We start from the raw sequence: 12,416 nt of genomic DNA, 5'->3' as shown, positions 1-12,416 counted from the left end.
GTCTACTATTTTAAACATTCCCCTCGTTTTTCTTTACAAACGAGGGTTTCTCGTTACAATAGAGGTAGTAACAAGAAAAGAGGAGAAGAGCATGATAAGCCTTGAAGAGATTGATCAAGTCATCCAGTCAGGTCCTTTTGAACCAACCTGGGACTCTCTTAGCCATCAAGTCTGTCCAGATTGGTATCGGGATGCCAAATTTGGAATATTTATCCACTGGGGCGTCTATAGTGTACCTGCTTTCGGTTCGGAATGGTATTCGCGAAATATGTATATCCAAGGGAATCCTTGCTATGACTATCATCGAGCGCATTTTGGAGATCAGGCTATCTTTGGCTACAAGGATCTCATTCCTCTATTTACAGCCGATCGCTTTGATCCGGTATCTTGGCTAGATCTCTTTCAAAAAGCGGGAGCTCAGTATCTTTTCCCAGTTGCGGAGCACCACGATGGTTTTCAGATGTATGCCTCTACTCTCTCGCCTTATAATAGTTTAGAAATGGGGCCGAGACGAGATGTCTTAGGAGAGCTGAGGGAGGAAGCAGAAAAACGTGGCCTGCACTTCTGTACGTCCTCTCACCGGGCAGAACACCAGTTTTTCTTTTCACATGGCAAGGAATTCACTAGTGACATTCCGCAAGAAGTCCCAAGAGACAGCCTTTATTGGCCAGCCGAGTCAGAGCCCAAGGATCATTTTGATCTGACTTCCAAGCCTTATCCAAGCAAAGAATTCTTGGAAGATTGGCTTTTGCGAACCTGTGAACTGGTGCGGGACTACCAACCAGAGCTCCTATATTTTGACTGGTGGATCCAGCATGAGAGTTTCCGTCCCTACTTGATGCGCTTTTTGGCTTATTATTACAATCTAGTAGCACAAGAGGATCGCAAGGTGGCTGTTTGTTACAAACAGGATGCCCTCCCTTTCGGTTCAGGAATCGTTGAGATGGAGCGGGGAGGATACGGAGAGACGCAAGCTTTTCCGTGGCAAATGGATACTGCAAATGCCCGTAATTCTTGGTGCTATACCCAGGATCTAGCCTACAAGACCAGTAAGGAATTGTTGCAAAATCTAGTTGATGTTGTGGCCAAAAATGGCAACCTTCTGCTCAATATTGGACCCAAGGCAGATGGCACCATCCCTGAGCAAGATCAAGACATCCTTACAGAGATCGGGGACTGGCTGGCGGTAAACGGAGAAGCCATTTATCAGAGCCGGCCTTGGCGGGTGTCATCGGACGGACCGACCGAGGCCCAGGAAGGTTCCTTCTCAGATGGACAAGCACCACTCTATACCAGCCAAGATTTCCGCTATACCATGCGTGATGGCTTTCTTTATGCCATCCAGCTGGAACCAAGTGGAAGGACAGAAGAGCTGACCTTGCCATCTCTCGCCTATGACCTCAAGCAACCGAGAATTCTTCATGCGCGCATTCAAAAGCTAGAGCTCCTTGGAGAAAGCCAGCCCCTTTCTTGGAGACAAGATGAGACAGGGCTCCATCTTCAGTTACCAGCTTGCAGCAAAAAACAACTGCGTGTTTTGCGTCTCAGCTTTTAGTTTTCTTGAAGCTTTCTATAAGGAATCGTTTAGGTTTCTCTTGTATACTGTACTCATCCAATAAGAAATGAGGTACAGAAAATGAAAATCTCAGTTAATTATCCAAAACGCTTTAAGAAATTGCCACAACAAGGTTCTTGTTACGGCGAATAAACACTTCTCTTCATTTTTCATAAGAAACTCCTAAAGAAGGCTCTACCCGAAAGGGTAGAGTTTTTATGTACCAGAGACCTTGTGATTCGTGGTATAATAGGCCTATGGAAAAAAAGAATAAATTACTACTCATCGACGGGTCTTCCGTCGCTTTTCGTGCCTTTTTTGCACTCTATAATCAAATTGATCGCTTCAAAAATTCCAATGGTCTGCATACCAATGCGGTTTATGGCTTTAACCTCATGTTGAGCCATCTATTGGAGCGCATCCAACCGACCCATGTCCTCGTTGCTTTTGATGCAGGAAAGACGACTTTTCGGACGGAGATGTATGCCGACTACAAAGGGGGCCGTGCAAAAACTCCAGATGAGTTCCGCGAGCAGTTTCCTTTCATTCGTGAGCAACTGGATCATTTGGGAATCCGCCATTATGAGCTGGCCCAGTATGAAGCGGATGATATTATTGGAACGCTAGATAAGATGGCAGAAACTACCTCGGTGCCATTTGATGTGACCATTGTTTCAGGGGATAAGGATTTGATCCAGCTGACAGATGACAATACGGTTGTTGAAATCTCTAAAAAAGGGGTAGCGGAGTTTGAGGAATTCACTCCAGCCTATCTGAAAGAAAAGATGGGGCTGACACCAGAGCAATTTATCGACCTCAAGGCCTTGATGGGAGATAAGTCGGATAATATCCCAGGTGTGACTAAGATCGGAGAAAAGACCGGGATCAAACTACTCCTAGAATACGGCTCTCTCGATGGCATTTACGAGCATATTGACGAGATGAAGGCTTCCAAGATGAAGGAAAATCTCATCAACGACAAGGAGCGGGCTTACCTGTCTAAGACTTTGGCGACCATTGATACCAATGCGCCCATTGAAATTGGCCTGGACGATATCACCTATACGGGCCCTCATCTAGAAAATCTCGCCAAGTTTTATGAGGAGATGGGCTTCAAGCAACTCCGTCAGGCCTTGGATCTCAGTGGAGAAGAAGAGGCTCCTGTAGCCATTGACTATACAGAAGTCGAGCGGGTCACTTCAGATATGCTCACGGAAGATAGTTTCTTCCATTTTGAGATTTTTGGGGACAATTACCATACGGAACCCATCATCGGTTTCGCATGGGGGACCAAAGGTCAGCTCTACGCGAGTACAGATACTGGTCTTTTACAAACACCGATTTTCAAAGAATTTCTCGAAAAAACGCCCCTCAAGGTCTATGACTTCAAACGGGCCAAGGTCTTGCTCAGCCACTTGGGCATTACCCTTCAAAATCCCGCATTTGACAGTCGATTGGCCAAGTATCTCTTGTCGACCGTAGAGGACAATGAAATTTCAACCATTGCGAGTCTCTATAGTCAGATTGCGCTGCCGCTGGACGAAGTCGTTTATGGCAAGGGAGCCAAAAAAGCTATCCCAGAAAAGGCGGTCCTATTAGAGCATTTGGCACGGAAAGTCGCTGTTCTACTGGATACCGAAGAGCCCATGGTGGAACAGTTGCAAGCCCATGACCAACTAGATTTGCTCTATGATATGGAGCAACCACTAGCAGCTGTTTTGGCCAAAATGGAAATCGCAGGGATTAAAGTAGAACGCCAGACCCTCCAAGACATGCAGGTGGAAAACGAAGCAGTCTTGGAGCGCCTGACCCAAGAAATCTACGAGTTGGCAGGAGAAGAGTTCAATATCAATTCTCCAAAACAATTGGGGGTCATCCTCTTTGAAAAATTGGAACTCCCTCTTGAATACACCAAAAAGACTAAAACCGGCTATTCGACGGCTGTTGATGTCTTGGAACGCCTGGCTCCAATTGCACCGATTGTGTCTAAGATTCTCGAATACCGCCAGATTGCTAAGATTCAGTCAACCTATGTCATCGGGCTTCAAGACTGGATTTTGGAAGATGGGAAAATCCATACCCGCTATGTGCAAGACTTGACGCAGACAGGCCGTTTGTCTAGCGTGGATCCCAATCTGCAAAACATTCCTGTCCGTTTGGAACAAGGCCGTCTCATTCGTAAAGCCTTTGTCCCAGAAGAGGAAAACAGTGTCTTGTTGAGTTCGGACTATTCACAGATCGAACTGCGCGTCTTGGCCCATATTTCGGGAGATGAGCATTTGATTGATGCCTTTAAGCATGGGGCAGATATCCATACATCGACTGCTATGCGCGTCTTCAATATTGAAAAACCAGAAGACGTGACGCCGAATGACCGTCGCAATGCAAAAGCAGTAAACTTCGGTGTGGTTTATGGAATTTCCGACTTTGGACTGTCTAATAACCTAGGGATCAGTCGAAAAGAAGCCAAGGCCTACATTGAGACTTACTTCAAACGCTACCCTGGCATCAAGGACTATATGGAGAGAGTGGTACGGGAAGCGCGTGACAAAGGCTATGTGGAGACCCTCTTCAAGCGTCGTCGGGAGATTCCAGATATCAATTCTCGCAACTTCAATGTTCGAGGCTTTGCGGAGCGGACAGCTATCAACTCACCAATCCAAGGATCTGCAGCAGACATCTTGAAAATTGCCATGATCCACTTGGACCAAGCGCTAGAAAGAGGAGCATACAAGACCAAGATGCTTCTTCAAGTGCACGATGAAATCGTTCTGCAAGTACCAAGTGATGAACTGACGGCGATCAAAGAACTCGTCAAAGAGACCATGGAATCCGCTATCGAACTTGCAGTACCACTGGAAGCCGATGAAAACGAAGGCAAGACATGGTATGAAGCCAAATAAGATTGAGTTTGTCCAAAACAGAAAGCGGTAGGAGACTTTTCAGTTCCCTACCGCTTTTAACGACAAACACTTGCAATGCCTTCCGTATTGTTATACTATTTAAAGAAAGGAAACGCATACAAAAGGAGATTCTTATGGCTTATTCATTTCGCAATCCTAGTGATGGCATTATCAAACATTACCTAGAAACCAGCAAGATCATCGCTGTGGTTGGATTATCTGACCGTGAAGAGACGACCAGTCATCGTGTCAGCAAGGAGATGCAAGAGCGGGGCTATCGGATTATTCCCGTTAATCCTCGTGCAGCCGGTGGCCAGATTCTTGGAGAAACGGTGTACGCTAGCTTGCAGGAGATTCCTTTCCCAGTAGATATCGTCGATGTATACCGTCGCAGTGAGTTTTTACCAGATGTGGCACGTGATTTTATTGAGACGGATGCGAAAATTTTCTGGGCACAATTGGAGCTGGAAAATCAAGAAGCAGAAGAAATCCTTCGTGGAGCTGGACGAGAAGATATTGTCATGAACCGCTGTATCAAACGGGAACACACCCGACTGATCTTAGGAGACTCCCTATACGGTTTATAAATGATAAACAATTGACATAGAAGAAAACCCCAGCTTGCTGGGGTTTTCTTCTTACTCTTATTCAGTTTCATGGTTTGGATGGCCTGTAAAATGGCGCGGCCCTTGTTTAATCTGCTTGATTTGATCATAAAAGGCAATTTGGCAGTTGATAAAGTAAGGCATGGTATAAAAGCCGATGACATCGCGCGTGAAGTAATTCAAGAAGTACCAACCAATCAAGGTTAGATCGAGCACCAAGCGATTGCTGCGGAACCCTTTCATGGTTTCACGACTTTGGCGAAGGACTCCAAAGGCTCCCTTGTAGTTGCCGTCTCGTAATTGCTCGTAGAGGATCAATTCGACCAGGCTGAGACTGTAGTATTGTGGCAGGTAAAAGAGGAGGCCAAGTAGGCCAAGTATGACACCAGCAGTCATCAGAGGCATTTGTTGCATGAGAGATTGGAATTCAGGACTGGAAGCACTCAGAGTGCTAGGGTTGCTCACCTTATCGTAGATCGCCAAAAATCGAATGCTGGCGTAGGTGCTGATGAGACTACCCGCATAGAGAATGACTCCCCATAAAAAGAGGACGACTTGCTTCAAGATCAAGGTGGCAAATACAGAGGTAAAGCGATCTTGTTTAAAGATATCTAAGACGCGTGTTCGGTGTTCGATCTTGGGATTAATCGTATCTAAATAGCTAAAAGTCGCACCGACCACTAAAATGGAGATGACAAAGGAGACGACAGAAGGAAAGAGCTGTCGCTGGATCATGTAGATACTTGCTTGCTGCAAGGTCATATCCGGTAGTAGATCGATCAGATCTTGCCCGCTTAAGAGAAAGTTAGCAAGAATGGTCAACAGGACCGGAAGAGCAAAAAGGATAGCTAAGCCCGGTTGCTGGACTTGCATGGTGCGTGCCCGGAGGCGAATCAGTTTAAGGTTCATAGATGACACTCTCTTCATAGTAGTACTTTTTATTATAACATAAGTCCGTGACAGAGCTGGTAAAATTTGGTACAATCGTACAGGTGCTCACAGGAAAACTGTGACAGGAATAAGAAGGCTGGGAATGTTTTTCCCAGTACGGAGGTAACCATGACAGATTCACCGATTCAATATCGATTAATCAAAAAAGAAAAGCATACAGGAGCTCGTCTGGGAGAAATTATCACCCCTCACGGGACCTTCCCAACCCCAATGTTTATGCCTGTAGGGACTCAGGCAACCGTTAAGACCCAATCGCCAGAAGAACTCAAGGAAATGGGTTCCGGCATTATCTTGGCCAACACCTACCATCTCTGGCTTCGTCCGGGGGACGACTTGGTTGCAAAAGCAGGAGGACTGCACCAGTTCATGAACTGGGACCAGCCAATTTTGACAGATAGTGGAGGCTTCCAAGTCTATTCATTAGCGGATACCCGCAACATCACCGAAGAAGGGGTAACCTTTAAAAACCACCTCAACGGCTCGAAGATGTTCCTCTCTCCAGAAAAGGCCATCTCCATCCAAAACAATCTAGGAAGCGACATCATGATGTCCTTTGATGAATGTCCTCAGTTCTATCAGCCCTATGATTATGTGAAAAAATCAATCGAACGGACCAGTCGTTGGGCAGAACGTGGCCTAAAGGCTCACCGTCGCCCTCATGATCAAGGTCTTTTCGGGATTGTCCAAGGGGCTGGATTTGAAGACTTGCGCCGTCAGTCTGCCCAAGATTTGGTCAGCATGGACTTTCCAGGCTATTCCATCGGTGGCTTAGCTGTTGGGGAAAGCCATGAAGAGATGAATGCGGTACTAGATTTCACAACGCCGCTCTTACCAGAGAACAAGCCACGCTATCTCATGGGAGTAGGAGCTCCAGACAGTCTGATTGATGGCGTTATTCGTGGAGTGGACATGTTTGACTGTGTCTTGCCGACGCGGATTGCGCGAAATGGTACCTGTATGACTAGCCAAGGACGCCTAGTAGTGAAAAATGCGCAATTTGCAGAAGACTTTACACCGCTGGATCCTGAATGTGATTGCTACACTTGTAAGAACTATACCCGAGCTTACCTTCGCCACCTCCTCAAGGCAGATGAGACCTTCGGCATTCGCTTGACTAGCTACCACAACCTATACTTCTTGATCAACCTCATGAAACAGGTCCGTCAAGCCATCATGGATGACAATCTCTTAGAATTCCGGGAGCATTTCGTCGAAAAATATGGCTATAACAAATCAGGACGGAATTTCTAGGAATAGATAAAAAATAAAGAAAGTTCTACTGAAAAGTAGAACTTTTTTGATTAAATTTCATAGAGCATCGATATTGTTGTAAGCAGAATTGTTATTGGGTATAATGTATTCAGGAAGGATGATAACTATGGTAGAAGATCTTCGAAAATTTGCAACTCTTGTGAAAAAATATAGAAAACAAAAAGGAATGACCAAAGAAGAGTTGTGTCAGGATGAGAGCGAGTTGACTGTGCGTCAATTAACTCGAATAGAGTCAGGCTTGTCGAGACCAACATTAACTAAGATAAATTTTTTAGCTGAACGACTAGACATGAATTTATTTTCATTGATGCCAGACTATACAGAATTACCAAAAGAATATTTAGACTTAAAATACCAATTATTAAGAAATACGACGTATTCGGATAAAAGAAAGATTTATGAAGAGGAAAAACGTTTCGAAATCATATATGAGAATTATTATGAAGATTTGCCTGAAGAGGAGCAATTGATTGTTGATATCTTAACCACTATATCCGATGTTAATGAGAGTGAATTGATTGAACTTGGGAATCATTTATTGGAGGATTATCTTGATCAACTAAAAAAGAAGAATACATATACCTTAAATGATCTTTTGTTGATTAAATTACTTTTAATAATAATGATACACGATGATGACATATACTGTAATCCAGGATGGAAATTATTACCGAAAATTGTACAAAGGTTATTGGTAGATGATGGTGAATTATTAATCTATCAGCAATTTGTATTGAGAGATACACTTTTTCTAGCTTTAGGGTTGTTTTTTAGATTAGGTGATTATAAAAAAGTTAGAGAAATATTAGACAGGTTAATTCAAATTATGGAACGAACTCAAGACTATCAGAAAAAATCTTTGATAGATATGTTTGAATGGAAATATTATCTCAGTTATAAGAATGATAAAAAAGAGGCCAAAGAGTATTACGAATCAGCTATACACTTTGCAGAAATGATTAAAGAAGAAATGCTACTAAAAAAACTAAAACAGGAATGGCAACAGGATATCAAATAATTAGCAGGACATTTTTGTCCTGTTAAACTATGTTTAAAGGTTCTATAATAACCACAAAGAAAGAAAATGGAGGGTGATATGGTTAATTTGATACTATTATTTGTTGAAACTTGTTGGTGGTGTAAATAGCAAATGGATTAGAAATAATTCCGTAGAAATCGTTTAGAGGAGAAAATCCTGTTTAAGAAAGTAGGTGAAAAAAATGGCTAATCAAACTAAAAAGATCATATCTCTAATAGCAACAGTTCTAACTATTGGGATTGTATCGTATGCATTACAAAAAAACGCCATTGCTGAATCAACAGGAATCGATCAAAAGAAAAACCAAACAATACAAATCTATAAAAAACTCTTAAGAGGTAAATCAGAAAAAGAAATAAATGATTATTTTGGTAATTTACCTGATAGTAAAGTAATTATTGCTGATGAATCCGGTGGATTTACAACGAGTTCCACGGATGATTATAGTAATCCAGTTGAAACTATTGATGAGAGAGGAAATAAAGAGTTAAAATCATTCCAAGATACAAGCACTGCATCAACAATTGGTGAAATAAAAGCGGCCATGAAAATCAATAAATAAAAAGTGAAAAGATGTAAGGATGCGATCAGCGTATCTCTTTACGTTAAAAAGTTCTACTTAGCTAAAAAAGTAGAACTTTTTTCTATATAATGGCAACATTTTTAGCATTCTATATTTTTCGAAAACACTTTCATTAAAAAAAACGAAAAAAATCTTCTCAAATCCCTTGCATTGGGCCTTTGTTTGTGTTAAACTACTATGGTGCTGTGAAAAACAGCTATTAGCTTTGATGCAAGAGGTTGCGACACGCTCGGTTGCATTGCCACGCAACGCGCGTCGGTTTTCTTGTGGAGCTAGCCTATTATCTTAAATAGACGAAAAGGAGAAAAAGATGGCAAACAAAAAAATCCGCATCCGTTTGAAAGCGTACGAACACCGTACACTTGACACAGCGGCTGCAAAAATCGTAGAATCAGCTACTCGTACAGGTGCACAAGTTGCGGGTCCAATCCCACTTCCAACTGAGCGTAGCCTCTACACAATCATTCGTGCGACTCACAAATACAAAGATTCTCGCGAACAATTCGAAATGCGTACACACAAACGTTTGATCGACATCATCAACCCAACTCAAAAAACAGTTGACGCTTTGATGAAATTGGATCTTCCAAGTGGTGTAAACGTAGAAATCAAACTTTAATCTAAAGCTTGATCCAGAGCATAAAAAACGCTCGTTAAAAACTTTTTGAATAAAAAACTATAGAAAAGGAACTATTTTCTCATGACAAAAGGAATCTTAGGGAAAAAAGTGGGAATGACTCAAATCTTCACTGAAGCTGGCGAATTGATCCCTGTAACAGTTATCGAAGCAACTCCAAACGTTGTTCTTCAAGTTAAAACTGTTGAAACAGATGGTTACAACGCTATCCAAGTTGGTTTCGATGACAAACGCGAAGTATTGAGCAACAAACCTGCTAAAGGACATGTAGCAAAAGCTAACACGGCTCCTAAGCGCTTCATTCGTGAATTCAAAAACGTTGAAGGCTTGGAAGTTGGTGCTGAAATCACAGTTGACACTTTCGAAGCTGGAGACATTGTTGATGTAACTGGTACTTCTAAAGGTAAAGGTTTCCAAGGTGTTATCAAACGCCACGGACAATCACGTGGACCAATGGCTCACGGTTCTCGTTACCACCGTCGTCCAGGTTCTATGGGACCTGTTGCACCTAACCGCGTATTCAAAGGTAAAAACCTTGCAGGACGTATGGGTGGCGATCGTGTAACAATTCAAAACCTTGAAGTTGTACAAGTTGTTCCAGAAAAGAACGTTATCCTTATCAAAGGTAACGTACCAGGTGCTAAGAAATCTCTTATCACTATCAAGTCAGCAGTTAAAGCTGGTAAATAATAAGGAAAGGGGAATACAGTCAAAATGGCAAATGTAACATTATTCGACCAAACTGGTAAACAAGCGGGCGAAGTTGTTCTTAACGATGCGATCTTTGGTATCGAACCAAACCAAGCAGTTGTATTTGATGTGATCATCAGCCAACGTGCTAGCCTTCGTCAAGGAACTCACGCAGTTAAAAACCGTTCAGCCGTTTCAGGTGGCGGACGCAAACCATGGCGTCAAAAAGGAACTGGACGTGCTCGTCAAGGTTCTATCCGCTCTCCACAATGGCGTGGTGGTGGAATCGTCTTCGGACCAACTCCACGTAGCTATGCGTACAAACTTCCTCAAAAAGTTCGTCGCCTTGCACTTAAATCTGTTTACTCAGAAAAAGTTGCTGAAAACAAATTTGTAGCCGTTGATTCTCTTGAATTTACAGCTCCAAAAACTGCTGAATTTGCAAAAGTTCTTGCAGCTTTGAGCATCGATTCTAAAGTCCTTGTTATTCTTGAAGAAGGAAACGAATTCGCAGCTCTTTCAGCTCGTAACCTTCCAAACGTGAAAGTTGCGACTGCTACAACTGCAAGTGTTCTTGACATCGCAAATAGTGACAAACTTCTTGTTACTCAAGCAGCTATCTCTAAAATCGAGGAGGTTCTTGCATAATGAATTTGTATGATGTTATCAAAAAACCTGTTATCACTGAAAAGTCAATGGCTCAACTTGAAGCAGGCAAATATGTATTCGAAGTTGACACTCGCGCTCACAAACTTTTGATCAAACAAGCTGTTGAAGCTGCGTTTGAAGGTGTAAAAGTTGCGAATGTGAACACTGTAAACGTAAAACCTAAAGCAAAACGCGTTGGACGTTACACTGGTTTTACTTCAAAAACTAAAAAAGCTATCATCACGCTTGCAGCTGATTCTAAAGCAATCGAGTTGTTTGCTACTGAAGCTGAATAATCTAAGGAGAAAATATCGTGGGAATTCGTGTTTATAAACCAACAACAAACGGTCGCCGTAATATGACTTCTTTGGATTTCGCTGAAATCACAACAAACACACCTGAGAAAACTTTGCTTGTTTCTCTTAAAAACAAAGCAGGTCGTAACAACAACGGTCGTATCACTGTTCGTCACCAAGGTGGTGGACACAAACGTCATTACCGTTTGATCGATTTCAAACGTAACAAAGATGGAGTTGAAGCAGTCGTTAAAACGATCGAATACGATCCAAACCGCTCAGCTAACATCGCGCTTGTACACTACACTGACGGTGTGAAAGCTTACATCATCGCCCCTAAAGGTCTTGAAGTAGGTCAACGCATCGTATCAGGACCAGAAGCAGATATCAAAGTCGGAAATGCTCTTCCACTTGCTAACATCCCAGTTGGTACTTTGATCCACAACATCGAATTGAAACCTGGTAAAGGTGGAGAATTGGTACGTGCTGCTGGAGCTTCTGCTCAAGTATTGGGTTCTGAAGGTAAATATGTACTTGTTCGTCTTCAATCAGGCGAAGTTCGTATGATTCTTGGAACTTGCCGTGCTACAGTGGGTGTTGTCGGAAACGAACAACATGGACTTGTTAACCTTGGTAAAGCGGGACGTAACCGCTGGAAAGGTGTTCGCCCTACAGTTCGTGGTTCTGTAATGAACCCGAATGATCACCCACACGGTGGTGGTGAAGGTAAAGCACCAGTTGGACGTAAAGCGCCATCTACTCCTTGGGGTAAACCTGCGCTTGGTCTTAAAACTCGTAACAAGAAAGCGAAATCTGACAAACTTATCGTTCGTCGTCGCAACCAAAAATAATCATAAGCAACTAGCTTACACTTTCCGCCAGCTCGGTAGCGCTGCTTAGCAGCGCAAGCCGCTGTGGTACTAAATTTTAAAGGAGAAAATTACAAAATGGGACGTAGTCTTAAAAAAGGACCTTTCGTCGATGAGCATTTGATGAAAAAAGTTGAAGCTCAAGCAAACGACGAAAAGAAAAAAGTAATTAAAACTTGGTCACGTCGTTCAACGATCTTCCCAAGTTTCATCGGATACACTATCGCAGTTTATGATGGACGTAAACATGTACCTGTTTACATCCAAGAAGACATGGTAGGTCACAAGCTTGGTGAATTTGCACCAACTCGTACTTACAAAGGTCACGCGGCAGACGACAAGAAGACACGTAGAAAATAAGGAGAACA

General features: G+C 42.8%; 13 protein-coding genes. 12 read left to right on the top strand and 1 reads right to left on the bottom strand.

Annotation, left to right across the window (positions count from 1 at the left end):
- Positions 1-91: 91 nt before the first annotated feature.
- From ABVF55_RS00635 to ABVF55_RS00625, 3 genes are all read left to right on the top strand, one after another.
- On the top strand, positions 92-1,555 hold the full coding sequence (locus ABVF55_RS00635; RefSeq protein ID WP_445285365.1) for an alpha-L-fucosidase: 1,464 nt from the start codon (positions 92-94) through the stop codon (positions 1,553-1,555).
- Positions 1,556-1,812: 257 nt separating this feature from the next.
- Positions 1,813-4,458, top strand: coding sequence for a DNA polymerase I (polA, locus tag ABVF55_RS00630; protein ID WP_445285364.1), 2,646 nt, complete (start codon positions 1,813-1,815; stop codon positions 4,456-4,458).
- Positions 4,459-4,592: 134 nt separating this feature from the next.
- Positions 4,593-5,045 carry a CoA-binding protein gene (locus ABVF55_RS00625; protein ID WP_031576673.1) on the top strand — a complete coding sequence of 151 codons (453 nt, stop codon included), beginning with the start codon at positions 4,593-4,595 and terminating at the stop codon, positions 5,043-5,045.
- Positions 5,046-5,102: 57 nt separating this feature from the next.
- On the opposite strand, the gene ABVF55_RS00620 is transcribed toward ABVF55_RS00625, so the two are convergent.
- Positions 5,103-5,972: a DUF975 family protein gene (locus ABVF55_RS00620; protein ID WP_340281871.1), complete on the bottom strand. Its 870-nt coding sequence runs from the start codon at positions 5,970-5,972 to the stop codon at positions 5,103-5,105.
- 150 nt (positions 5,973-6,122) lie between these two features.
- Here ABVF55_RS00620 and tgt point away from each other — a divergent pair, with 150 nt between their 5' ends.
- From tgt to rpsS, 9 genes are all read left to right on the top strand, one after another.
- Positions 6,123-7,265, top strand: a complete 1,143-nt coding sequence (tgt, locus tag ABVF55_RS00615) for a tRNA guanosine(34) transglycosylase Tgt (protein ID WP_003010858.1) — start codon at positions 6,123-6,125, stop codon at positions 7,263-7,265.
- Positions 7,266-7,392: 127 nt separating this feature from the next.
- On the top strand, positions 7,393-8,304 hold the full coding sequence (locus tag ABVF55_RS00610) for a helix-turn-helix domain-containing protein (RefSeq protein WP_445285363.1): 912 nt from the start codon (positions 7,393-7,395) through the stop codon (positions 8,302-8,304).
- A gap of 202 nt (positions 8,305-8,506) precedes the next feature.
- Positions 8,507-8,887 carry a hypothetical protein gene (locus ABVF55_RS00605; protein ID WP_445285362.1) on the top strand — a complete coding sequence of 127 codons (381 nt, stop codon included), beginning with the start codon at positions 8,507-8,509 and terminating at the stop codon, positions 8,885-8,887.
- Between the two features lie 331 nt (positions 8,888-9,218).
- On the top strand, positions 9,219-9,527 hold the full coding sequence (gene rpsJ / locus ABVF55_RS00600) for a 30S ribosomal protein S10 (RefSeq protein ID WP_003009585.1): 309 nt from the start codon (positions 9,219-9,221) through the stop codon (positions 9,525-9,527).
- Between the two features lie 81 nt (positions 9,528-9,608).
- A complete protein-coding gene (rplC, locus tag ABVF55_RS00595) occupies positions 9,609-10,235 on the top strand; it encodes a 50S ribosomal protein L3 (protein WP_003010846.1) in 627 nt (208 codons plus the stop codon).
- A gap of 24 nt (positions 10,236-10,259) precedes the next feature.
- A complete protein-coding gene (gene rplD / locus ABVF55_RS00590; protein ID WP_003009591.1) occupies positions 10,260-10,883 on the top strand; it encodes a 50S ribosomal protein L4 in 624 nt (207 codons plus the stop codon).
- Entirely contained in the window at positions 10,883-11,179 is a 297-nt protein-coding gene (locus ABVF55_RS00585) for a 50S ribosomal protein L23 (protein WP_003009593.1), read from the top strand. Before rplD ends, ABVF55_RS00585 begins: the two co-directional genes overlap by 1 nt.
- A gap of 17 nt (positions 11,180-11,196) precedes the next feature.
- Positions 11,197-12,030, top strand: coding sequence for a 50S ribosomal protein L2 (gene rplB, locus ABVF55_RS00580; protein WP_000512900.1), 834 nt, complete (start codon positions 11,197-11,199; stop codon positions 12,028-12,030).
- A gap of 96 nt (positions 12,031-12,126) precedes the next feature.
- Positions 12,127-12,408, top strand: coding sequence for a 30S ribosomal protein S19 (rpsS, locus tag ABVF55_RS00575; RefSeq protein ID WP_000533766.1), 282 nt, complete (start codon positions 12,127-12,129; stop codon positions 12,406-12,408).
- The last annotated feature ends 8 nt before the right edge of the window (positions 12,409-12,416 follow it).

The organism is Streptococcus sp. KHUD_012 (assembly GCF_052588255.1).
This window is presented reverse-complemented; position numbering and strand designations above follow the sequence as displayed.